Origin of the sequence: Curtobacterium flaccumfaciens, assembly GCF_018598405.1 — a bacterium.
GTDB lineage: Bacteria > Actinomycetota > Actinomycetes > Actinomycetales > Microbacteriaceae > Curtobacterium > Curtobacterium aurantiacum.
Genome location: NZ_JAHEWS010000006.1, coordinates 52,297 through 74,349, shown reverse-complemented (window position 1 = coordinate 74,349; position 22,053 = coordinate 52,297). Strand labels below are relative to the sequence as shown.

Genomic DNA, 22,053 nt, shown 5'->3' with positions numbered 1-22,053 from the left:
GGTGCGTCCGTCACATGCCGGGAGTTGGGTGTCGGGTCGCACGGCGTACGGCGTACGGCGTACGGCGTACGGCGCGGGGTTCGTGGGTCGGCGCGGTGGAGGTGGTTCGGTGCGGGGTTGTGGCGGGGCACGGGGCGGGCAAGCTCGCACGGGTCGGGTGATCCGGCACGGTGCGGTTGTGTGGCTCTGGGCACGAGCTCGCACCGGGAGCGGGAACGCGCACGGAGCCTCCGGCACTGCACGGTGCACATGCGCGACGAACCGGCAGCGCACGGACGAACCCAGCACCGTGCGACTTCGCGGCCGCGTCAGTGGGGGCTCGCCCGGAGCCGCACGGTGCGGGGTTCGTGGGTCGGCGCGGTGGAGGTGGCTCGGTGCGGGGTCGTGGCGGGGCACGGGGCGGGTAAGTTCGCACGGGTCGGGTGATCCGGCACGGTGCGGTTCCGTGGCTCTGGGCACGAGCTCGCACCGGGAGCGGGAACGCGCACGGAGCCTCCGGCACTGCACGGTGCGCATGCGCGACGAACCGGCACCGCACGACGAACCCCGCACCGCACGACGAACCCCGCACCGTGCGACGGGCGTGGACGCGTCAGTCGGTCGCGCCGCGCGGGGGCTCCACGAGCAGTCCGACGCGGTCGTCCAGGTAGTCGGCGAGGGGGACTGCGGCGCCAGCGGCGGGGGACCAGCGGACGAGCGGCACGTCGTCGGCGACGACGAGCACACCCTCGGCACCGACGAGGGTGTCGTCGACGGGGATGGCGACGGCACCGTGGTTGACCGTGTCCCCGGCGGTGAAGTGGCCCTTCGCGGCGGCGGCACGGTAGGCGCGACGGACCTCGGCGGAGACCGACTGGTACTGCGACCGCCCCGGTTCGGTGACGCGGGTGATCGACCCGGTGGCCCAGACGCGGCCGGCTGTCTCGGGGGACGCCCCGATCAGGAGCGCGCCGACCCGCCACACACGGCCGAGCGGCCGCATCGTCGGGTCACGACGGATCCCGAGGACGGCCTTCGGCTGCACGTACTCGCCGAGTGCTTCGTCGGGGACGTCCGCGGCGCGGAGCCGTCGGGCCGCTGCGTCGAGGAGCTCCCGCGCCCGCTGCACTCCGTCCGTCACGTCCACCGAGCCTAGACCGGGTGGTGGTCGTGGTCTCGGTGGTGGTCCGTTCGACGTGGTGCGCTGCGCTGCGGCGTCCGCGGACGGTGCCGGCACGGCGACGACGGGCCGTGCTGACGAAGCCGGCGGTCATCATGACCGCGCCGTACGTCAGGAGAACGCCGGCGACCGCGGGGATGAGCCAGCTCCGCGACCCGTTGACGACCTGGTTGACGATGCCGATCTCCGGCACGGAGTACCAGACCACGCCACGGATCTGCACGGCGGTGACCGGTGCCGGGTCGGCCTCGGCGTTGTTGTCGCCCTTGAGCACGAAGGTCCGCTCGCCGTCCGACGACGAGGCCACCGAGACCACCCGGTGACTGACGACCGCGGGCTGCCCGGACACGATCTGGTAGGTCACGACGTCGCCGACCCGGATGTCCTCGACCGGGGTCGGACGGACCACGAGCAGGGTGCCGGGGGGCAGCGTCGGCTCCATCGACCGCGTCAGGACCGTGAGCGGCATCGAGCCCGTGGCCTTCGGCACGACGATCAGCACGACGGCGAGGCCCGCGACGATGAGCAGCAGTCCGGTGCTGACCCCGAACGCGATCGCGTGGACGACCGCACGCCACCCGGTCCTGGGTGCCCTGGGGCTCAGACGCCGCATCGGATCGCCGCCCCGTTGTCCTGGGTGAAGAGCGTCACCTTGCCGGTGCCCGCGACGGTGGTCGTGGGGTTGCCGGCGCTGTCGAGCACCTTGACGGTGACGGTCAGCGTGCCGGCGGTGCCGGCGCTCGTGGGGATGTCCGGCGGCGCGATGGTGATGAACGCCGAGTAGTCCTGCGCCTTGTGCCCGACGGGGGTCGAACCGACGTAGGCCCCGTACCAGGTGTCCATCGGGCGGTTCGCGGCGTCCCACCGCACTTCGACGTACCAGCCGCCGTGGTCCGTGCAGACGAGCGACGGGGTGGCGTCGACCGTCGCCGCCGGGGTGGTCAGGGTGAAGCCGCCCGTCACGACACCGGAGGTCCAGGTCCCGCTCGTGACCGTGAGGTTGACGTTCACCTTGGCGGTCGAACCGGCCGGGGCGGACGACTGCAGGGTGCTGCGGGTGCACCAGACGGCGGAGGCGCCAGCGGCGAGCTTCGCGGTCATGCTCGGCAACGACGCCCAGCTGCCGGTGACCGACCCGCTGCCGACGGCCGTGCTCGTGGTGCAGGCAGCGGCCGAGGTGACCGGCCAGGCGACGACGGTGACGGCCTTCGCGAGTGCGGCCGAGCTGCCGGAGACGACGGAGACCGTGGTTGTGGCGCTGCCGCCGAGGGTGCCGGAGTCGGTCAGCGTGATCGGCTTCGTCGTCGAGGTGACGCTCGCCGAGAACGCCGTGGTGAGTGCGCTCGTGCCGCTGATCGACGCGGCGACCTTCCCGATCGTGGTGCTCGCGGCGGTGGTGCTGGCCGAGCTCCACACCGCCCACGCGGCACTCGAGGTGCCACCGACGAGCACGGCGGTGAGGAGCGCGGCGACGAGGAGTCGGAGGCGGCGGTTCAAGCGGAGACCTGCGTTCCGGTGACGGTGAGGGTGAGGTCGGTGGTGGCGCCGGCGACGGACTGCGGGGCGTCGGCGTCGAGTGCCATCTCGAGGCACCCGATCCCGCTGGTTCCCGCCGGCAGGGTGAACGAACCGGTGCCGGTGTCGAAGGCGGCGAGCCGACCGCTCGTGCCGGTGAGCCCGGGGACGCACTTCGCGGTCGACGACACCATCGCGAGGTGCAGCGTCAGCTCACCGGTCGCCGCCGCGACGGACGACTTCGCGGACGTCGTCGCGACGCGCATCGACAGGGGGATCGATCCGGTGTTCCGTACCGTGAAGGTGCCGGTGGTGCTCGTGCCGGGCCCGAGGACCGCGGTGTTCATCGCCGTCGTGCTGCCGACGGTGATGGTCGCCGTGGCCGAGTGCACGGCGGTGCCCGAGGTGCTGGCGGTCCCGTTCCACAGCGCGTACGTGCCGCCGGTGCCGAGGAGCGCCGTGCCGACCGCGACGACCAGGGCGAGCGCGACCGGCCACACCCAGCGGTGCCGTCGGGCTGCGCGGTGGCGTCCCGTCGTCCGTGGTGTGGCGGTCATGTGGCTGCTCCTGGTCGTCGTGGTCGGTGGGGTGCGATCGGGGGATCAGGAACCGATCGCGGTCTGGGTGAGCGTGAAGGCGAGCGCGCTCAGGTTGATCGAGCCGCCCTGGCCGGTGGTCGCCGAGGCGGGGAGCGTCACGGTGAAGACGACCTTGACCGTCGAGGTCGACGCGGACGGCGAGACCACGAAGGTGTTCGCGTTCGACGAGGACTGCACGACCGAGGCGCTCGACGAGGTCACGGCCAGCGTCTTCGTCGTGGCGGCGAGCAGCGCGGCGTCGCCGGTGATGCTCTGGTTGGCGTAGGTCAGGTTCGCCTTGAGGTCCTGGCCGGTCGCGCCGATGTTCAGCGTCTGCGTGAACTGGAACGTGTTGCCCGGGACCATCAGGGCCTTCGTCGGGTCGATCGCGGTGGAACGACCGTTCGTGATGTCCGTCCAGGCACCGTCGTTGTTGGCGCTCAGCGTCAGCGTGCCGGCGTTCACGGAGGACGCGGCGCTCGAGGCGCTGGCGTTCCAGAGGGCGAACGTGCCGGCACCGCCGAGGAGGAGGGCGACGCCTGCTGCGCCGGCGATGGCCCCGGTGACGATCTTGTGCATGAGGGGTGGATCCGTTCCTGCGTGCCCGGGCACGCTGAAGCCCACCGGTGACATTCGGGCGTCGTTCCGGTGGGGAGGTTGTCATCGACCCAGTGGTTGGAGGGGGTCGCGGCTGACCGGTGCCGAGAACGGTCGCCGGGCCTCGGAGCGCATGTGCTGCTGCTCGGGCGGGCTGGACTCGCTCTGGTGACGACGGTACTCGTCCCCCAAAGTGCGGACAAGCGAGAACGATCGTTCACCAAGACCCCAGAACGGGGGGTATTTGAGTCCCCGAGAAGGAGGACACGTTTTGTACCCCAGTTTCTGGGTGCGCACTGTACGAAAACATGGCGCAATCGCAAGGAATGTGAGTACGCCGCTCGCCGTTGCACCGTCCGGAAACGAGGAGGGCCCATGGACATCGTGCGCTGGTTGTTCGACGCGCAGATCGTCATCGGCGACCAGACGGTGCTCTGGCGCGAGGTGATCGGCAACGTCTTCGGGCTGCTCAGCGCCCTCGGTGGCATGCGCCGCAAGGTGTGGGCCTGGCCGGTCGGACTGATCGGCAACGCGCTGCTGTTCACCGTCTTCATGGGGGCGCTGTTCGACACCCCGAACCCGGTCAACCTGCTCGGACAGGCCGGCCGTCAGGTGATGTTCATCATCGTGAGCATCTACGGCTGGTACCGGTGGACGCACCGCCCCGAGGACGCGACGACCGTGATCGACCCGCACTGGGCCTCCTGGCGGACCCGTCTGCTGCTCGTCGTCGGCCTGGTCGGCGGCACCGCCCTGCTGACCCCCGTCTTCCGAGCCCTCGGGTCCTACGAGCCGGTGTGGAGCGACGCGTGGATCTTCGTCGGCTCACTCCTCGCCACCTACGGCATGGCGAAGGGGTGGGTCGAGTTCTGGCTCGTCTGGGTGGCGGTCGACCTGGTCGGTGTCCCGCTGCTGTTCTCGGCCGGGTACTACGCGTCTGGCCTGATGTACGTCTTCTACGGGGTGTTCACCCTGACCGGGTTCTTCGTGTGGATGCGCCAGCGGGTCCGTCCGCCGGCGGCGCCGATCACCGTCGGCTGACCGGCCGGCGCAGCCCGGGCCGACCGATCGCGCCACGGGCTGACCCGAGCAGGAGCACGGCCCCCGGTCTGGGACGAGACAAACCCGCCGCGATGCGCTGTGATGGTCTGATGGAACCGCTGCATGCCGAACGCGCCGAGGACGACGAGTCCCTCGCCGAACGCACGGTGCGCGCGGCCATCCGGGCCTACCGACTGCACCCGTTCGACGCCGTCGACGCCGCGGTCATCGCCGAGGTCGCGGGCATCCCGCTCGAGACCGTCGAGCGGCTGTTCCCGACCTGGGACGGTCTGCTGCTCGTTACGTACGACCGGTGGTCGCAGCTGCGGGGGACGCGGCGCAGGAACCCCCCGACGTGCACGATCGCGCACGTCCGCCTGACCCTCGCCGAGGACGTCGCCGATCCCGGCCTCGTCCGGGTGCTCGCGGGACTCATCACCGTGGCGAGCTCGGACTCCGGGTTCGCCGAACTGTTCCGCAAGCGCTTCGAGGAGTACGCCGAGCAGCTGACCGTCGGCCTGCAGCGCGACTTCGACCAGGGCGCGGAAGAAGCGGGCATCCCGGCCTACCAGGCCGCCACCCAGCTGCTGGCGATGTACGAGGGGCTGCAGATCCAGATGCTCGTCCGCCCGCACATCGACGTCCTGGTCGAGTTCGACCGGGCGGCGAACACCCTGCGCCAGGGCTGGAAGCGGCACGCCGTCCCCTCGTGGGACCTCGACGAGGCACCTGTCCGCGTCTGACCCGCCTGGGCGGCGACGGACCGACGTCAGCCCCGCCGCCCCCGCCGCCACGACAGCACCTGCCGCACCGTCACCTTCGACCCGTACTGCGCGACCGAGTGCCGGAACAGGTACTCGGCGAACCACAGCAGCAGCCCGGCGACGACGAACACCTCGACGATGCAGACCACCGACTCCGTCACGGTGAGGGCACCGACCGCGTTCCGCACCATCGCGGTGATCGGCGTGAAGGTCGGGAAGTACGTGAAGAACTGCGCGACGGGCGAGGTCGGTGTCGTCATCACGAAGAACGCCGCGTACAGCGGGATGATGAGCGCGAAGATCGCGGCCGACTGCAGCGCCGAGGCGTCCTTGATCGACGGGACAGCGGCCCCGACGGCGACGAACAGCCCGGAAGCGAGCAGTACGCCGCCCACGAGCAGCAGCGCCCCGGTGACCATCCGCCACGGGTCGACGGTCAGGCCGCCGAGCCGCGACGACACCAGCGGCAGCGCGACGAGCAGCCCGATCAACCCGGGCACGACGAACACGCTGACCTGCACGAAGCCGACGAGCAGCATCGCGATCACCTTGCCGCGGATCAGGTCGCCCGCGGTGACCGTGGTCAGGATCATCTCGGAGATCCGGTTCTCCTTCTCCTCGACCACGACGGTGACCATCCGCGCGGCGAGCAGGATCACGAGCCCGAAGAACGCCGCCACGAACAGGAACGGCGGCACGACGGACAACCAGCCGGGCGCGACCCGGCCGTCCGCGTAGGTGGTGACGTCGGTGGCGGGCGGACTGCGCAGCAGCTCGACGGTCTCGCGGTCGTCCACCGACGCGGCGACGCTCTGCTCGAGCACCCGCTCGGCGAGCGACGGGTACACCCCGTTGGCGAACAGCCCCCGGTCCGCGGCGTCGACGCGGATCGCGGTGGTGGACGGCGACGACGGGAACACGATGAAGGCGTCGAGGTCACCGGAGCGCACCGCGGCCCGGTCGGCCGCGGCGTCGGTCGACGGAGTCCCGCCCCACTTCGCGGCGACGGACTCGGACACCAGGCCGGACTCGTCGACGTAGTGGAACGGGGTCTTCGTGGCCGACGAACCGGACACCACGGAGTTCGTGCCGGCCGCCTGACCCATGCCGACGAGCAGCGACACGACCACGATGACCACCGGCAGCGCGAGGGTGCCGATCCAGAACGCGGGCTTCTTCACCGCCCGGACGAACTCGAAGCGCACGACGGTGCCGAGGTTGCTCACGCGGCGGCTCCGTCGGCGGACGCAGCGGCCAGGGCGTCGTGCCCGTACACCTGCACGAAGATCTCGTCGAGCGGGATCCGGCGCATCTCGAACGCGGTGACGTGCACCCCGGCCGCGATGAGTCCTGCCAGGATGTCGGCGCCGTCCGGAGCGGCGGCCTGGGTCGGCACGAGGTACGCGACGTGCCCCTCGTGCCGGGCGAGCCGGTACAGCTGTGACCGCGGCACGGGGCCGTCGAGCCCCACGCGGGCGACGGCACCGCCGAAGGCGTCCTGCACGTCGGGCACCGAGCCGTACGCGGCGGCCCGGCCGTCCTTGAGCAGCAGGATGCGGTCGCAGAGCCGCTCGACCTCGTCCATGTGGTGCGTCACGAGGACCACGGTGGCGCCGTCGGTCTTCCGCTCGTCGACCAGGTCGAGCAGGAGCCGCCGGTTGACCGGGTCGAGCCCCTTCGTCGGTTCGTCGAGGATGAGCAGCCGGGGCCGGTCCATGATCGTGATGCCGAGCTGCACCTTCTGCTGCTGCCCGCCGGAGAGCTTGTCGACGCGCAGCTTCGCACGGTCGGCAAGGCCCACGCGCGCCAGGTAGTCCATGCTCCACGCGGTCGCCTCGGCGCCGCGGAGCCCGCGCAGGCGCCCGAAGTAGGTCATCACGTCGATGACCGACTCCTTGCGGTACAGCCCGCGCTCTTCGGGCAGGTAGCCGATGCCGCCGGTGGCCGGCCGGTAGGGGCGGCCGTCGATCGTCAGGGTCCCCGACGTCGGCGTGGTGATGCCGAGCAGGGCCCGGATGGTCGTGGTCTTGCCGGAGCCGTTGCTGCCGAGCAGCCCGAACGTCTCACCGGGAGCGACGTCGAACGACAGTCCGTCGACCACGTTGCGGTCCCCGAACCGCATCACGAAGTCCTGCACGCCGATGCTCGCCCCGCTCATGCGGCGACCCTACCGGTGGTTTCTTCCCAGAACGGCCGCGATGGGTTGCGGAAACGGGCGTACCTGGTCGGAACTCTCGACCCGGTACGCCCGCTTCCGGCAGGTACGCCCGCTTCCGCCGGGTATGCCCGTTTCGCCCAGGTACGCCCCGACAGACGGTCTGGAGGCGCGGTGCCAGCTGGCACCGCGCCTCCAGACCGTCATCCGGTCGCGCCGAGGGCGCGGGTCGCGTCAGGAACGCAACCAGGCCGTCCCCACGCCCGACAGGGCGCCGTCGACCACGGGGGCCGAGGCGAGCAGCAGCTCGCCGGCCGGCAGCGCGAGGGGCTCGTCGCCGAACACGGTCACGCTCGTCCAGCCGTTCGGCCTACGGAACGCGAGCACGTCGTCGCGGCCGGTCTCGATCCACTCGAGCTGCTCCTCCGACTGCAACTGGCCGCGCAGGCCGAGCGCCTTCCGGTACAGGTTCAGGGTGGAGTCGGGGTCGGTGTCCTCGGCCTCGACGCTGGAGTCCGCGAACCACGCAGGCTGCGGCAGGTGCGAGCCGTCCGGACCGAACCCGAACGACGGGCCGGAGCGGGTCCACGGGATCGGCACGCGGCAGCCGTCACGACCGACGTCGACGCCCGGGTTGCGGAAGAACGCCGGGTCCTGGCGGTCGGCGTCCGGGATGTCGCCGACCTCGTGCAGGCCGAGCTCCTCGCCCTGGTACAGGTACGCGGAGCCGGGCAGGGCGAGCTCGAGCAGCGTGGCGGCCTGCGCGCGACGCAGGCCGAGCGACCGGTCGAGCGCGTCCTGCGAACCGCCGGCGAGCAGCCAGGCGCTGCCCTGCTTGTCGGTCCCGCCGGCGCGGGGCGGCAGGGCGTAGCGGGTCGCGTGCCGGACGACGTCGTGGTTCGAGAACACCCACGTGGTCGACGAGCCGGACTGCTCGGCGAGCCCGAGGTTGAACTCGATGATCGTGCGGAACTGGGCGGCGTCGAAGTCGGCCTCGAGCAGGTCGAAGTTGAACGCCTGACCGAGCCCCTCGGCGCTGGCGTAGCGGGCGCGGCGGTGGGCGGGGACCCAGGCCTCGGCGACCGCGGTGCGGGCCGGGGTGTACTCGTTGAAGACCGTCCGCCACTCGGCGTAGATCTCGTGCACGTCGTCGCGGTCCCAGAGCGGGTGCGTGCCGTCCTTCGGCAGCTCGGCGAGCTCGGCCCAGGTGGGCAGGGTCTCGCCCAGGTCCTTCGCCAAGCCGTGGGCGACGTCGATGCGGAACCCGTCGACGCCGCGGTCGGACCAGAAACGCAGGGTGTGCAGGAAGTCGTCGCGGACCTCGCGGTTCGCCCAGTTCAGGTCGGGCTGCTCCTTCGCGAAGCTGTGCAGGTACCACTGGCCGTCGCCGACGGCGGTCCAGGCCGGGCCGCCGAAGATCGAGATCCAGTCGGCGGGGGCTTCCTCGCCGGACGGCCCCGTGCCGTCGCGGAACACGTAGCGGTCGCGGGCGGGGGAGCCCTTGGGTGCTGCGAGCGCCTCGCGGAACCACTCGTGCCGGTCGCTCGTGTGGTTCGGGACGACGTCGACGATCACCCGGATGCCGGCGGCGTGCAGTGCCTCGACCATCCGGTCGAAGTCGTCGAGGGTGCCGAGGCGCGGGTCCACGTCGCGGTAGTCGTCGACGTCGTAGCCGCCGTCGGCCAGGGCGGACGGGTAGAAGGGGCTGAGCCAGACGGCCTCGATGCCGAGCGATGCCAGGTACGGCACCCGCTCGGTGATGCCGGGCAGGTCGCCGATGCCGTCGCCGTTCGCGTCGGCGAACGAGCGGGGGTAGATCTGGTAGACGCTGGCCTGGCGCCACCAGGTCTCGTCGTTCGTGGTGGTGGCTGACTGGGCGAGGGTGTCGGTCACGTCGGGCCTTTCGTGGGTCGGGGGGTTCGTCGGGTTCGTGGGGTGTGTGTCGGTCGGCCCGCACCGCCGGTGTCGGTCGGGCCTGCACCGGCGATCTCGGTCGGGCCTGCACCGGCGGTGTCGGTCACTTGATGGCGCCCTGGGTCACGCCGGCCATCACCCACCGCTGGGTGACGAGGTAGACGACGATCGCCGGGGCCATCGCCATCAGGTACGAGGCGAACGACACGTTGTAGTTGTTGCTGAACTGCGTCTGGAACATCTGCTGCAGCACCGGCAGGGTCTGCAGCGCCGGGTCGGAGGTGATCAGCGACGGCATCACGAAGTCGTTCCAGGACGCGAGGAACGCGAAGATGCCGACGGTGGCGCTCATCGGTGCCAGCAGCGGGAACACGAGTCGCCAGAACACCTGCCCCGTGCTCGCACCGTCGATGCGTGCACTCTCCTCCAGCTCCGCCGGGATCGAGCGCAGGAAGGCCGTGAAGAGCAGCACGCTGAAGGACAGCTGGAACATGACGTGCAGGATCGCGACGCCGAGCGGGTTGTCCAGGTGTGCGAGCCCGGTGAGCTTCACCTGCGACAGCGCGAGCACCGGGAACGGCAGGAACATCGCGGCGAGCAGGTAGAAGAACGACCAGCGGAACAGTCGGCGGTCCCAGTTCCGGGCGATCGCGTAGGCCGTGAACGAGGCGAGCAGGATCGTGCCCACGACGGTGATCGCCGCGACGAACACCGAGACCGCGAAGGCACGCGGGAAGTCGGTCAGCTGCCATGCCTGCACGAACCCGTCGACGCTGAACGGTGCCGGCAACGAGAACGCGTTGCCGTCGACCGCCTGCCCGGTGGTCTTGAACGCCATCGTCAGGGTGACGTACAGCGGCACGAGGACGGACAGTGCGCAGAGCACGAGGACGACGGTGACGGGCCAGTTCGAACGACCGCGGCCGGCCTTGCCCGAGCCGGAGGACCGGTCGGCGTCGACGGAACGGATGCTGCCGGTCGCGGTGGTCCCCGGTCGCAGGGGTGCTTGCAGGGACATCAGAGCGCTGCCTTCCCGCGGGTCGCCCGCAGCTGGATCACGGCGATGACGACCGCGATGACGAAGAAGATCGTGGCGTTCGCCATCTGGTAGGCGTAGTCGCCGCCGTTGAAGCCCTTGAAGATCGACATCGCGACACTGGTGGTCGAGGTGCCGGGGCCGCCGTCGGTCAGGCCGACGATGATGTCGTACGAGTTCAGGAAGTTCTTGAACCCGATGACCAGGTTGATCAGGATGTAGCCCGCCGTCAGCGGTGCGGTGATCGAGACGAGCTGCCGCCAGGCGCTGGCACCGTCGAGGGCGGCTGCCTCGTACACCTCGCCGGGGATCGAGAGGACGCCGGCGATGTAGATGAGGAGCGTCGACGGGATCGCCTGCCAGGCGGTGACGACCACGATCGCCAGCCAGGCCAGGTCGGGGTTCGCCAGGATGCTCTGCTCGAGCGGCCCGAAGCCGATCGCGGTGGCGAAGGCCGGCAGGCTGTTCGCGAACAGGAACGAGAACACGTAGGCGATGACGATCCCCGAGATCACCATCGGCAGCACGAACACCGCACGCAGCGCGATCTTGCCGCGGATCTTCGACGTGAGCGCGATGGCCAGCAGGAACGCGATCGCGTTCACGACGATCACGGTGACGAGCGAGAACCCGAGGGTGAACAGGTACGCCTGCAGGATCGCGGGGTCGGAGAACACCGCGATGTAGTTGGTGAGCCCGGTGAAGCGGAACTCGCCGAAGCCGACGGAGTTCGTGAAGCTCAGCACGATGCCCATCACCGCCGGCAGCGTGATGGCGAGCGTGAAGAGCACCAGGGTGGGCAGCAGGAACGCCAGGAAGAGCGGGTCGACGCGGGGCTTGCGGCGTCCGCCCGGCAGTCCCTTCCGTCGTCCGGCCTGGAGGCCCGGGGCGGTTCCGCCACGGCGGCAGCGGTCCGCCGTCGTGATGGATTCGGTGGTCGTGGTTGCCATTCGGACGTCTCCTTACGCGGCCGTGCGGAGCGCGAGACGCGCCCAGTCGGCGTCGAGGGTGCGGAGCTGGCGCTGCGGGTCGCCGCCGAAGGCGATCGACTGCGCGTAGTTCGCGACCGGGATCTCGGCGGGGATGAGCTGCGAGGCGCCGAGGTAGAAGGCTGCGTCGTCGTAGTACGACTGCATGCCACGGAGGGCGGGGTTCGACGCCGGGGGAGCGTCCTTCCGGACGCCGAAGCCGTTGTTGTCCGCGTTGTACTCGTCGTTGACCCGCTTCGACATCAGGAACGACAGGAACTCGCGGGCGGCCTCCTGCTTGCGCGACGCCTCCGGGATCCAGAGGGCCAGGTCGACGTTCACGCGCACCTTGCGGTCGGCCGGGTCGTCGGTGACGGGCAGCGGGAAGGTGCCGAGGTCCATGTCCTTCGTGGTCTTGGCGATCTCGCCGAGCGCCCACGGTCCCTGCAGGTACATGCCGGCCTTGCCCTGGGCGAAGGCGAGGTTGCCGTCGCCGTACCCGCGGCTCGCGGCACCTTCCTGGTGCCAGGCCCGGAGCTGCACCATGCGCTCCATCGGCTTCCGCAGGTCGCGCTCGAACGACACGGCCGATCCCTTGCCCACGTTCGTGCCCTCGCGCCGCAGGGCCTCGAAGGTCGCCGGGGTGTCGATCATGCCGCCGATCGAGTAGTCGAACATGCCCTGCGCGATCGTCCAGTTGTCCTTGAACGTGCCGTAGATCGGCGCGATGCCGGCCTTGGTCAGGCGCTCGCACACATCCGCGAACTCGCTCCACGTCGTCGGGATCTCGAGCCCCTGCTCCGCGAAGAGCGCCCGGTTGTAGATCACCGAGGCGGCGGTCACCGAGTACGGCAGGGCGCTCTTCCGGCCGGGGTAGTCCGCGGTCTGCTCCATGAGCGGCCACAGGTCGGGGTTGATGGTGTCGGCCTGCGGCAGGTCGGACAGGTCGGTCAGCGAACCGTGCTCGACGAACGGCACGACCGAGAAGTTGTAGTTCCAGCAGCCGAGGTCCGGCGGCCGGTTCCGCACGAAGTTCGCGGACATGCTCGAGGTCGAGTCGCGGACGACCCGGACCTTTGACTGGGTCTGGTGGAACTGCGCGATGACGTCGTCGAAGTAGCCGATGACCTCGGGCTTCGACACGTAGAACGTGATGGTCTCCGGCTTGGCGCTCGAGGACCCGATCGGGGCGCACCCGGCGAGCGCGAGGCCCGCTCCGATACCGCCCGCTCCGAGCAGGAACCCGCGTCGGCTGACCGAAGCTGTGTTCCTGGCGGTGGCGTGTGCTTGCACGTCGTCTCCGTCCGTCCGGACCCGGCGTCCCTGCCGTTCCGTCCCGCGCGTGGCTCCGATGCCACCCGCGCAACTAAATGTAGCGAGAAAATCTAATTCCGCAAGGAACTCGTCGCGCGATAGGGTCACGACATGCCGCCACCCCGTGGAACGAGCGCAGAGACGCTGCTCGCGTACGCCTTCGACTCGTCGGCGTTCACCGCGACCGAGGCGATCGACGCCACCGGGCTGACCCGGTCGACCGTGCTGGGGGCGGCCGAGGAACTCGTGCGGCTCGGCTGGCTCCGCGAGCTCGACGACGCCCGGGCTGCGGGGGAGTACCGGATGGGACGCCCGGCCCGCCGCTACGAGCTCGACACGGTCGCCGGGGTCGTCGTCGGTGTGGACGCCGGCCAGCACCGGGTCACGGCCTTCGTCGCCGACCTGCGTGGCACGGTGCTCGGTCGCGCCGAAGGGGCGCTCGGAGAATCGGGCCTCGACGTGCCCGTGCGGCTCGGGGTCCTCGCCGACACCGTGGCCGCCGCACTCGCCTCGGCCGATGTCGACCGCACCCGGGTCCTGGTCACGGTGGTGGGCATCCCGGCGCCGGTCGACGCCGCCGGGGCCTCGCCCGACGACGGCGGCTTCTGGGTCCGGATGAACCCGGGGTTCGCCGACGCCGTGCCGGACGGGCGTGTGCTGGTCGAGAACGACGCGAACCTCGCCGCGCTCGCCGAGCGGCCGTCCTCGGGTGACGCCTCGTTCGCGGCGCTGCTGTCCGGCGAACGCTTCGGCGCGGGCCTCGTCGTCGACGGGGTCCTGCTGCGCGGTGCCCACGGTGGTGCCGGGGAGATGCGGGTGCTCGAACTCGTCGAGGGTGTCGGCTCCTCCGACGGCATCGGCGCGGTCGCCCGCACCTTCGTGGCCGACGCCGTCGTCGCGGGGCACATCCCCACGGACGCCGCGCTCGCCGCGGACGCCGCCCTGGTGTTCGCGGCCGCACGGAGCGGTGATCCGGTCGCGCGCACCATCGTCGACCGTCTGGGGGACCGCCTGGCCCGGGTCTGCGTCCTGCTCGCGAGCCTGCTCGACATCGACCGCGTGGTGGTCGCCGGCGCGATCGCCCAGCCCGCGGTCGCCGTGATCGACCGCGCGCGCGACCTGCTCGCCAAGGGGCACTTCGACCCGGTGCCCGAACTCGTCGCGTCGTCGCTCGGGGCCGACGTCGTCGTCATCGGGGCCGTGGCCCACGCGGTCGACGCGGTGCGGGCCGACCCGCTGTCGTTCCCGGTGCTCAGTCGGGCAGCGGCACCTCGAGGCTCCGGTCCCACGGTTCCGTCCAGCCGAGCCGGTCGAACAATGCATCCAGCAGCATCGCGGTGAAGCCCCACACCAGGTGCTCGTCGCCGTCGGCCTCGACGGTGAACGCCGGCCCGCGCCACTCCTGACCACTGCGCCGGATCACGGTCACGCCGCGGTTCTCCGGGTCGAGCAGGTCGGCCACGGGCACCCGGAACACCGCCGCCGACTCGTGCTCGTCGACGACACGGATCGGTGAGGGGTCGCGCCACCAGCCGATGACGGGCCGGACCAGGTGGTTCGAGAACGCCAGGGGCACGGCGGGCAGCGCGCCGAGCACCTCGACGCCGGCGGGGTCGAGACCGGTCTCCTCCTGCGCCTCGCGGAGTGCGGCGGCGACGGCGTCCGCGTCACCGGGGTCGATGCGTCCACCGGGGAACGCGACCTCGCCGGCGTGCGCGCGCAGGGTCGTGGCCCGGGCGAGGAGCAGGACGTCGAGGTCCCGCGGGACGCCGGGCGCTGCCGCCGGTCGGTCGCTCGGGGTGTGGTCGAGCGCGCCGAAGAGCATCAGGACCGCTGCCCGTCGGGGTGAGGCCGTGCTGCCGGGTTCGACGAGCGGCCCACCGTCACCCCAGCCGTCCGCTGCGACCGCCGCGAGTGCAGCCCGTACCGATCCGTCGTGCGTCACCCGTTCACCCTAGGTGCGCGCCCACGAGCGGTCCGGCGGCGCCGTCGCACCGGATGCCTTGCTTGGTGTTGTTCGAGTGCGACCTGAGCGCCGCACAGGTGGGAACTGTGGGAACCGGAAGCGCCCCGGTGCCTCGTTCGCAGCGGGCCGCCGTCACGATTGCACCGTCCGCCGGGAGGCCCCATGTTCCACGATCTGCTCCGTCCGCTGCTCCACGTCGTCGTCGTCGCACCGGCCGTGCTCGTCCCCGTCGACGTGGCCGCCGCGCTCCTCGCCGTCGCCGCACTGCTGCCGGCGTTCGGTCGTCGCTCCCGGCACCCGGTCCGGGGTCTCGTCTGGCGTCTCGCCGCCGTGGCCCTCGCCGTCGTGGTCGGCCTGGTCGCGGTGTGGTGGTTCGGGGACGTGCAGGACCTGTACGGGATGTCGTTCACCCCGATCACCCGGATGTGGATGGCCGTGGCCTTCGGTGGCGCCGGGCTCCTCGTCGTCACGGTCGTCCAGGGCGGCTGGCTCCGCCGCGTGCTCGGTGTGCTGGCGGCGGTGGCGGTGGCCCTGGCCGCCGTGCTCGGCGTCAACGTCGACTTCGGGGCGTACCGCACGATCGCGCAGGCCGTCACGAGGGATCCGTACCCGTCGGGTCCGCTGGCACACGAGACGGGGGTGGGGCGCGCCTCCAGTCCGGTGGTCGACCCGGCCACCTGGCGGGCCCCCGCCGACATGCTGCGACGCGGGAAGGTGCTCTCCGTCGCCATCCCGTCGACCGTCTCCCACTTCCACGCACGGTCGGGGGTCGTGTACCTGCCGCCCGCCGCCCTGACCGAGCGACCGCCGACCCTGCCCGTCCTGATCAGCCTGGCCGGGCAACCCGGGCAGCCGAGCGACATGTTCCAGGCCGGTCGGCTCGGCGCGGTGATGGACGCGTTCGCCGCGGCCCACCACGGACTCGCCCCGATCGTCGTCGCGCCCGACCAGCTCGGGGCACCGGACCGGAACCCGATGTGCGTCGACTCGCCCCTCGGGCACTCCGCGACCTACGTCATGACCGACACCACGAACTGGATCCGGCAGCACCTCCGCGTCGGACCGGCACCCTCGGCGTGGGGCATCCTCGGGTTCTCGCAGGGGGCGACGTGCGCCATGCAGTTCTCCGCCGCGCACCCCGACGTGTTCGGCACGACCTTCGCCATCTCGAGCGAACTCGCACCCCTGAACGGCGACGCGCAGCACAGCATCCAGTACGGGTTCGGCGGCTCGGCCTCCCGGTACGCCGCGGCCGCACCACGGGCGATCATGCGGGCGCACGGGCGCTACCCCGGGCACCTCACGGTGTTCGCGTACGGCAGCGAGGACAGGCCCTACGTCGCCTCGACCACGATGCTCCGCACGGCTGCTGACGCGGCGGGCATGCGCACACAGCTGTTCGTGTCCGAGGGCTCCGCCCACGACTGGAACACCGTCCGGTACGCCCTGCGCGTCGGGATGCCCGGCGTCGTCGCGCACCTGGGCCTCCGGTGAGTGCGGTGGTCGCGGCCCTCGCGTGGGCGCACCCGAGACGGCTCGTGCCGGCAGCCCGTCGATACCCGCTGACGAGCGTCGTCTCGGCCCTGACGATCGTCGCCGGCATCGCCGCCATGGTGCTCCGCTGCATCGGCGCGCACGACGGCCGGACACCCGACACCCTGGGCGGGACGATGGGGCCGCTCGGCGTGGTCGCGGTGACGAGCAGCGTCATCGGGTTCCTCGTCACCTCCGTCGCCGTCGTGGTCTGCACCGGGGCGTCCGAGCGGCTGCTCGGCTGGCGGCGCACCCTGCTCGCGATGGTCGTCACGACCGTCGTGGGGACCGGTCTCGGCGCCGTGCTGCAGCTGTTCGACGGTGCCCCCGCGAGCCGCGGCTTCCTCGTGCACCTCGGGCACCTCGGCCCGTGGACCTGGATCGTCGGCACCATCGTGACCGCGAGCGCCTTCGCCGGCGCCCTGTGGCGACGCCGGATCCGGGTCGTGTCGATCGCGGTCGTCGCGGCGCTGCTGCTCTACTCCGGGCACGCGTCCGACCTGCACGCGGCGCTCGCCCTGCTCGTCGGCCTGGTGCTCGGACGCATGCTGCGGCGGTCGCCGGTGCGGAGCGGCTGGACCCGGAGCTCCTCACGCGAGACCCGGGTCCTGCTGGTCGCCGCGGTGACGGTGTCGGCGGTCGGCCCCGTCCTGGCGCTGCTGACCGGCGCACGGTTCGGGCTGCTCGCCCCGCTCGCCGTCGTGCTCGGCACCGGCCCGACCGGGCGGATGCCGCACTGCTCGGTGACCGGGGTGACCGCCAGTTGCGTCCGGGCCCTCGCCGCGGTGCACCCGCACGGCCCGCTCCAGTCGCTGCTGGCGGTGATGCCGCTCGTGGTCCTGGCCGTCGGCGCGGTGGGACTCCGACGCGGCAGCCGGTTCGCGCTGTGGCTCGTCGTGACGGTCGACCTGGTCACCGGTGTCGCCACCGCTGTCTCCTTCGGTGTCCTGCCCGAGCGGCACCACGCCGTCGTGCAGCGTCTGGCGTCGGACCACCTCGCGGTGTCGCTCTCGATCGCCGCCTCGGTGCTGGTGCCGATCGCGACCGCCGTCGTGCTCGTCCTGCGCCGCGCGGACTTCCCCGTCCGGACCGACCGGCGCCGTCTGCTGAGCTTCGCCGTCACGGTCGCGGGCTCGGCCGTGGCGCTCGCGGTCGTCGTCGTCGGTGTCGCCGTGGCTTCGGGCGACAGCGTGCGCGAACCCCTCCACCTGGCGCTCGCCGTGCTCGGTCCGATCGCCCCCGTGACCCTGCCCACGCACCTGGCGCAAGCCGAGCCAGCGTTGCGGTTCGTCGTGGGCATCTCGGGCCCGCTCCTGTGGCTCGCGGTGGCGATCGCCGCGGTCCGCCCGACCGGGGCGGGACGCTCGGACACCGACCTCGACGGCCAGGACACAGCCCGGGCAACGGCTCGGGCACTCCTGATCGCCGGTGGCGGTGACACCTTCGGCTGGATGACGACCTGGCCCGGCAACGAGTACTGGTTCACCGAGGACGGCCGTGCCGGGGTCGCCTACCACCGGACCGGCAGCGTCGCCGTGACGACCGGCGGACCCTTCGGGCACGAGGACGCACGGCTCGCTGCACTCGAGGGCTTCGCACGGGCCGCGGACGACCACGGCTGGACGCCTGTCTTCTACGGCGTCGACGCCACCCTCGGCGCTGCACTCGCTCGACTGGGATGGACGACGCTCCCCGTGGCCGAGGACGCCGACCTCGACCCGCGTACCTGGACCACGACGGGCAAGCGCAAGCAGGACGTCCGCACGGCAGTCAACAAGGCTGCACGATCGGGCACCACCGCGCTCTGGTCGGACTGGGCCTCGCTGCCCGGACCGGTCACCCGCCAGATCGAGGCGATCTCGGAGGAGTGGGTCGCCGAGCGCGAACTGCCCGAGATGGGGTTCACCCTCGGCGGCATCGACGAGATGCGCGACCCCGCCGTCCGGACGCTCGTGGCCCTGGGCGAGGACGGCACCGTCCTCGCCGTCACCAGCTGGCTGCCCGCGTACCGTGCCGGGCAGGTGGTCGGGTGGACGCTCGACGTGATGCGCCGTGCGCCGGACGCCCCGAACGGTGTGATGGAGTTCCTGGTCGCGAGTGCGGTCGACCGGATGCGCACCGACGGTGCCGAACGGCTCAGCCTGTCCGCTGCCCCGCTCGCGTCTTCGGCGGAACCGCAGGGCGCCGGCCGGAGCGGTGTCGAATCGGTCCTCGACGTCGTCGGCGGTGCGCTCGAACCCGTCTACGGGTTCCGTTCCCTGCTGCGCTTCAAGGCGAAGTTCGGCCCCGACCTGCACCCCCTCGTGATGGCGTACCCGGACCCGGTGGCGCTGCCCACGATCGGCGTCGCGATCGTCCGCACCTACCTGCCGGGGTTGTCGCTGCGCCAGGCGATGGCGATCGTACGGCAGCATCGTCCGGCACGCGGCGTCCGGGCCGAGCCCCCGGTGGAACGGGTCGGCTGACCCGGACGGGTCACGAGCGCCGTCGGTACGTTCGGAGCATGGGAACCGAACGGGCCGACGGACCGGCCGTGGACGAGCACGATCCGTACGAACGCCGCCCCGATTACGTCACGAGTGGCGACGGCCGGACCGACCGGATGACCACGGACATGTTCGTGGGCATCGCGGTCGGCTTCGTGCTGGTGCTCGTCTTCGGGTTCTTCCACCTCGTCGAGTGGATCGCGATCGGAGCGGCCGTCGTCATCGGCGCCGCGGTCTGGTTGGTCCTGCGCAGCCGGCGACGGAGTGCAGATCGCCGCGCGGGTCGGTCGCCCGACGCCGTCCCGCGTGCGCGGGACCGCGCGATCGCCGAAGCGAACGGTGGGCGCCGGTTCTTCGTCGCCCAGAACCCGGTCGTCGTCATCGTGATGGGCGCCGTCTTCATCGGTGTCGCGGTCGCCCCGCTGCTGCTGGGTGGGGTCTCCGCCGCTCGGATCCTGATCGCGGTCATCGTCGTCGCGAGCGGCGTCCTCTGCATCGTGCAGGGGATCGGAACGCTGCGCGTGCGCCGTCGGGAGCACGGCGGCGGCTGAACCCTGGTCGTCAAGCATCTGGGGCCGGTGGAGGTCTGCGGCTCGACGAACGGCGGCCCCGAGACCTGCCAGACCTACTGGCCCTGGGAAGCCTGACGCGTCGTCGACGCGACCACAGGGCGGACGGGAGGCGCGGTGTCAGCTGGCACCGTGCCTCCAGGCACGGCCGCCTCGGGTGGTCTTCCGGGCGTCAGGGAGAGGGCTCGCGGGACCAGTAGTCCGCCTGGATCACGAGGAGGTCTCCCTGGACTTCTGACGTCAGGTTGACGACACGGGGATCCCACAGCGTCCCGGGCAGCCTCGCGAACGGCTCGGTGCCCAACGTCGTCGACAGTTCGGACGGGCTCACCCCCGTCGGCGGCTGCACGGACACGACCGACCAGCATCCACCGGATGCGCACTCCTCGTCCTCGTGAACTACCCTGCTCCCGGCCGGCAGGGGGATCGACGACGACGTCGGCACGTCGCCTTCCGCTGCCCCCGCGAACAGCAGTGCGGCGCGCAGACCGATGAACAGGACGGCCGCGGCGCCCACGATCAGAACGGTCACGACGATCGCTCGTCGGGTGTTCGTCCGCTGCCTGGTCACGTTCGCAGCCTAGGCGGCGGCCCGGGCGGACCACCGGACGTCAAGCCGCCGACACCGTGACCGAGCGGCGTTCCATCAGCCGCCACGATCCTCCGAGCAGCGGCGTGAGCGTCACGACCGTGTACACGACCGCGACGACGGCGAAGGTGGCCTCGACCCCCACGCCGTCGGCAGCGAGCCCGGCGAGCAGGCCGCCGACGGGGATGCCCGCCCATGCGCCGGCACCGAGCAGACCGAACACCCGCGCGCGCATGTGCTCCGGGATCCGCTCGAGCTCGACGGCTCCGAGGATCGGGTTGATCGAACCGGCCGCGAGCCCGGAGAGCGCGGCGGACGCGAGCATCCACGGCAGGCCAAGCCCGAGGGCCGGAACGACCAGTGACGGCCCGCCGGCGAGCACGAAGCACAGGGCGAAGACCAACCGTCGCGGCACGCGGTGCGCCACGTACCCGAAGGCGACGGAGCCGAGGAACGCCGCACCCCCGAAGACGCCGGTGACGAGCCCGAGCGCCTGCGCGCCGCCGAGCTGCTGGTCGGCGTAGAGCGGCAGGAGCGTGGTCGAGCGTGCGGCGTCGAGCAGGTTCGTCACGAGCACCAGCGCGACCACGAGCCGGAACAGGGGATCGCGGACGCAGAACCGGAACCCGTCGGCGATGTCGCGCCAGTACCCCCGCGACTCCACGGGCTCGCCGGACGCGACCACCGGCGCCACCGCACCGCGGACCGTCAGCGCCATGAGCAGTGCGGCTGCCCCGAAGGCGATCGCCACGCAGGCGAGACCCGGCATCGGACCGAGGACGGCGACCAGGGTCCCGCCGAGGGGCGCACCGAGCAGCACCGACAGCCGTGACGACGCCTCGAAGTGGCCGACGGCACGTTCGAGCGGCACGCCTGCCGTGGTCGCGAGCCCCGGCAGGAGCACCCGTCGGGCGGACTCACCCGGGGTGTCGAACAGCCCGCTGACGAACACGAGTGCGAGGAGCGCCCAGAACGGCAGACCGACGGTCCAGGCGAGCACCGGCATCGCGAGCAGGGTGAGCCCGCTGACGACGTCGGACGCGACACTCGAGCGGACGAACCCGACCCGCTCCACGATGGCACCGCCGAACGGGCCGCCGAGCACGATCGGCACCGTTGCCATGAACGCGGCGATGCCGACGTCGGTGGCGGAGCCGCCACGCGCGAGGACGGCGAACGGCACGGTGATGGTGGTGACGACGTTCCCGATGCGCGACACCACCTGCACCGCGAGCAGTGCGCGCAGTTGCGCGCGGGGGCTCAGGCGCGCGGCCATCGGTATGCCTGGTTCAGCACGAAGACCTGCTCGGAGCCGTCGCCGGCGTGGTGCTCGGCAGCGACACCAGCCCAGCGGTCCACGACCCCGCGGAGTTCCTCGCCCATGTCCTGGAGCTCGGCTGCCGTCAGGCGGAGCACGCGGTCCGAGCTTGATGACGCCGACACCCACTCGCGTCCGAGCGTCGGTGCGAGGTCGACGAACGCCTCGTAGTTCGCGGCGTACACGCGGGCGACCGCGTGGTCGAGAGCGTTCGTGGCGAGCAACCGCTCCGGGTCGTCGAGCGCATCGGCGAGCTCCCACACGGAGGCGTCGTGCGCGGCTCGCCACCAGCGCTCACGGCGGTCCGTGCCTGCGCCGGGAGCGGGTTCGATGAAGCCGGCGGCGGCGAGCCGGGTGCAGTGGTAGCTGATCGTGCCCGGCGCCTCGTCGATCACCTCACCGATCGTCGCGGCGGTCTGCGGGCCGTTCGCACGCAACAGGCCGAGGATGCGCAAGCGCGTCGGGTGAGCGAGGGCGCGCATCTGGGCGGGGTCGTCGATCCGTCCTTGGGTCATGGTTTGACCCTACATGCACAAGAGGTCTTGTGGAGT

The 22,053-nt window shown here is 71.7% G+C and carries 21 protein-coding genes; 6 read left to right on the top strand and 15 right to left on the bottom strand.

Annotation, left to right across the window (positions count from 1 at the left end; genetic code table 11):
- Window positions 1–592: 592 nt before the first annotated feature.
- Genes KK097_RS05510 through KK097_RS05490 form a run of 5 tightly spaced genes read right to left on the bottom strand, consistent with a single transcriptional unit; the run spans window position 593 to window position 3,831 of the window.
- Window positions 593–1,024, bottom strand: coding sequence for a hypothetical protein (locus KK097_RS05510; protein WP_214543973.1), 432 nt, complete (start codon window positions 1,022–1,024; stop codon window positions 593–595).
- On the bottom strand, window positions 990–1,772 hold the full coding sequence (locus KK097_RS05505) for a signal peptidase I (RefSeq protein WP_214530938.1): 783 nt from the start codon (window positions 1,770–1,772) through the stop codon (window positions 990–992). The genes KK097_RS05510 and KK097_RS05505 overlap by 35 nt, the downstream gene beginning before the upstream one ends.
- Window positions 1,760–2,656 carry a hypothetical protein gene (locus KK097_RS05500; RefSeq protein ID WP_214530940.1) on the bottom strand — a complete coding sequence of 299 codons (897 nt, stop codon included), beginning with the start codon at window positions 2,654–2,656 and terminating at the stop codon, window positions 1,760–1,762. The genes KK097_RS05505 and KK097_RS05500 overlap by 13 nt, the downstream gene beginning before the upstream one ends.
- Entirely contained in the window at window positions 2,653–3,231 is a 579-nt protein-coding gene (locus tag KK097_RS05495) for a TasA family protein (RefSeq protein ID WP_214543972.1), read from the bottom strand. Before KK097_RS05495 ends, KK097_RS05500 begins: the two co-directional genes overlap by 4 nt.
- Window positions 3,232–3,276: 45 nt before the next feature.
- Window positions 3,277–3,831 carry an alternate-type signal peptide domain-containing protein gene (locus tag KK097_RS05490; protein WP_214530944.1) on the bottom strand — a complete coding sequence of 185 codons (555 nt, stop codon included), beginning with the start codon at window positions 3,829–3,831 and terminating at the stop codon, window positions 3,277–3,279.
- 393 nt (window positions 3,832–4,224) lie between these two features.
- On the opposite strand from KK097_RS05490, the gene pnuC reads away from it, so the two are divergent.
- Complete coding sequence (pnuC, locus tag KK097_RS05485; protein ID WP_214530946.1) at window positions 4,225–4,890, top strand: nicotinamide riboside transporter PnuC; 666 nt, start codon at window positions 4,225–4,227, stop codon at window positions 4,888–4,890.
- A gap of 110 nt (window positions 4,891–5,000) precedes the next feature.
- A complete protein-coding gene (locus KK097_RS05480) occupies window positions 5,001–5,633 on the top strand; it encodes a TetR/AcrR family transcriptional regulator (protein ID WP_214530948.1) in 633 nt (210 codons plus the stop codon).
- A 26-nt stretch (window positions 5,634–5,659) separates the two neighbouring features.
- Here KK097_RS05480 and KK097_RS05475 read toward each other — a convergent pair whose 3' ends face one another.
- The 6 genes from KK097_RS05475 to KK097_RS05450 form a co-directional block, all read right to left on the bottom strand.
- Window positions 5,660–6,880: an ABC transporter permease gene (locus KK097_RS05475; RefSeq protein ID WP_214543971.1), complete on the bottom strand. Its 1,221-nt coding sequence runs from the start codon at window positions 6,878–6,880 to the stop codon at window positions 5,660–5,662.
- Window positions 6,877–7,812: an ABC transporter ATP-binding protein gene (locus KK097_RS05470; protein WP_214530951.1), complete on the bottom strand. Its 936-nt coding sequence runs from the start codon at window positions 7,810–7,812 to the stop codon at window positions 6,877–6,879. Before KK097_RS05470 ends, KK097_RS05475 begins: the two co-directional genes overlap by 4 nt.
- Window positions 7,813–8,043: 231 nt before the next feature.
- Entirely contained in the window at window positions 8,044–9,702 is a 1,659-nt protein-coding gene (locus KK097_RS05465; protein WP_214543970.1) for a glycoside hydrolase family 13 protein, read from the bottom strand.
- Between the two features lie 124 nt (window positions 9,703–9,826).
- Window positions 9,827–10,741, bottom strand: a complete 915-nt coding sequence (locus tag KK097_RS05460; protein ID WP_214543969.1) for a carbohydrate ABC transporter permease — start codon at window positions 10,739–10,741, stop codon at window positions 9,827–9,829.
- The gene (locus KK097_RS05455) at window positions 10,741–11,709 is read right to left on the bottom strand and encodes a carbohydrate ABC transporter permease (RefSeq protein WP_250896472.1); all 969 of its coding nucleotides are present in this window, start codon (window positions 11,707–11,709) and stop codon (window positions 10,741–10,743) included. Before KK097_RS05455 ends, KK097_RS05460 begins: the two co-directional genes overlap by 1 nt.
- A gap of 12 nt (window positions 11,710–11,721) precedes the next feature.
- The gene (locus KK097_RS05450; protein ID WP_214543968.1) at window positions 11,722–13,020 is read right to left on the bottom strand and encodes an extracellular solute-binding protein; all 1,299 of its coding nucleotides are present in this window, start codon (window positions 13,018–13,020) and stop codon (window positions 11,722–11,724) included.
- 132 nt (window positions 13,021–13,152) lie between these two features.
- Between KK097_RS05450 and KK097_RS05445 the strand changes: the two genes are divergently transcribed.
- On the top strand, window positions 13,153–14,382 hold the full coding sequence (locus tag KK097_RS05445; protein WP_214543967.1) for an ROK family protein: 1,230 nt from the start codon (window positions 13,153–13,155) through the stop codon (window positions 14,380–14,382).
- Here KK097_RS05445 and KK097_RS05440 read toward each other — a convergent pair.
- Window positions 14,294–14,986: an NUDIX hydrolase gene (locus KK097_RS05440; protein ID WP_307858336.1), complete on the bottom strand. Its 693-nt coding sequence runs from the start codon at window positions 14,984–14,986 to the stop codon at window positions 14,294–14,296. The two genes, KK097_RS05445 and KK097_RS05440, sit on opposite strands and share 89 nt — an antisense overlap.
- A 183-nt stretch (window positions 14,987–15,169) precedes the next feature.
- Between KK097_RS05440 and KK097_RS05435 the strand changes: the two genes are divergently transcribed.
- From KK097_RS05435 to KK097_RS05425, 3 genes are read left to right on the top strand one after another with little or no spacing between them, the layout of a single operon-like run.
- Entirely contained in the window at window positions 15,170–16,501 is a 1,332-nt protein-coding gene (locus tag KK097_RS05435; RefSeq protein WP_214543966.1) for an alpha/beta hydrolase, read from the top strand.
- A gap of 5 nt (window positions 16,502–16,506) precedes the next feature.
- Window positions 16,507–19,005 (top strand): MprF family protein, encoded by a 2,499-nt coding sequence (locus tag KK097_RS18360; protein ID WP_214543965.1) that lies wholly within the window; start codon window positions 16,507–16,509, stop codon window positions 19,003–19,005.
- A gap of 38 nt (window positions 19,006–19,043) precedes the next feature.
- Complete coding sequence (locus KK097_RS05425; protein WP_214543964.1) at window positions 19,044–19,577, top strand: hypothetical protein; 534 nt, start codon at window positions 19,044–19,046, stop codon at window positions 19,575–19,577.
- 190 nt (window positions 19,578–19,767) lie between these two features.
- Here the strand turns inward: KK097_RS05425 and KK097_RS05420 are convergent, their stop codons facing one another.
- From KK097_RS05420 to KK097_RS05410, 3 genes are read right to left on the bottom strand one after another with little or no spacing between them, the layout of a single operon-like run.
- On the bottom strand, window positions 19,768–20,166 hold the full coding sequence (locus KK097_RS05420) for a hypothetical protein (RefSeq protein WP_214543963.1): 399 nt from the start codon (window positions 20,164–20,166) through the stop codon (window positions 19,768–19,770).
- A gap of 40 nt (window positions 20,167–20,206) precedes the next feature.
- Entirely contained in the window at window positions 20,207–21,460 is a 1,254-nt protein-coding gene (locus KK097_RS05415; RefSeq protein ID WP_214543962.1) for an MFS transporter, read from the bottom strand.
- Window positions 21,445–22,017 carry an ArsR/SmtB family transcription factor gene (locus KK097_RS05410; RefSeq protein ID WP_214530963.1) on the bottom strand — a complete coding sequence of 191 codons (573 nt, stop codon included), beginning with the start codon at window positions 22,015–22,017 and terminating at the stop codon, window positions 21,445–21,447. The genes KK097_RS05415 and KK097_RS05410 overlap by 16 nt, the downstream gene beginning before the upstream one ends.
- Between the last annotated feature and the right edge of the window lie 36 nt (window positions 22,018–22,053).

What these genes read in the sequence shown, in the direction of transcription:
- KK097_RS05435 (WP_214543966.1), top strand. Translation starts at nt 15,170, where the DNA reads ATGTTCCACGATCTGCTCCGTCCGCTGCTCCACGTCGTCGTCGTCGCA.
- KK097_RS05425 (WP_214543964.1), top strand. Translation starts at nt 19,044, where the DNA reads ATGGGAACCGAACGGGCCGACGGACCGGCCGTGGACGAGCACGATCCG.
- KK097_RS05415 (WP_214543962.1), bottom strand. Translation starts at nt 21,460, where the DNA reads ATGGCCGCGCGCCTGAGCCCCCGCGCGCAACTGCGCGCACTGCTCGCG.
- KK097_RS05455 (WP_250896472.1), bottom strand. Translation starts at nt 11,709, where the DNA reads ATGGCAACCACGACCACCGAATCCATCACGACGGCGGACCGCTGCCGC.
- KK097_RS05470 (WP_214530951.1), bottom strand. Translation starts at nt 7,812, where the DNA reads ATGAGCGGGGCGAGCATCGGCGTGCAGGACTTCGTGATGCGGTTCGGG.
- KK097_RS05480 (WP_214530948.1), top strand. Translation starts at nt 5,001, where the DNA reads ATGGAACCGCTGCATGCCGAACGCGCCGAGGACGACGAGTCCCTCGCC.
- KK097_RS05495 (WP_214543972.1), bottom strand. Translation starts at nt 3,231, where the DNA reads ATGACCGCCACACCACGGACGACGGGACGCCACCGCGCAGCCCGACGG.
- KK097_RS05490 (WP_214530944.1), bottom strand. Translation starts at nt 3,831, where the DNA reads ATGCACAAGATCGTCACCGGGGCCATCGCCGGCGCAGCAGGCGTCGCC.
- KK097_RS05460 (WP_214543969.1), bottom strand. Translation starts at nt 10,741, where the DNA reads ATGTCCCTGCAAGCACCCCTGCGACCGGGGACCACCGCGACCGGCAGC.
- pnuC (WP_214530946.1), top strand. Translation starts at nt 4,225, where the DNA reads ATGGACATCGTGCGCTGGTTGTTCGACGCGCAGATCGTCATCGGCGAC.
- KK097_RS05410 (WP_214530963.1), bottom strand. Translation starts at nt 22,017, where the DNA reads ATGACCCAAGGACGGATCGACGACCCCGCCCAGATGCGCGCCCTCGCT.
- KK097_RS05505 (WP_214530938.1), bottom strand. Translation starts at nt 1,772, where the DNA reads ATGCGGCGTCTGAGCCCCAGGGCACCCAGGACCGGGTGGCGTGCGGTC.
- KK097_RS05445 (WP_214543967.1), top strand. Translation starts at nt 13,153, where the DNA reads ATGCCGCCACCCCGTGGAACGAGCGCAGAGACGCTGCTCGCGTACGCC.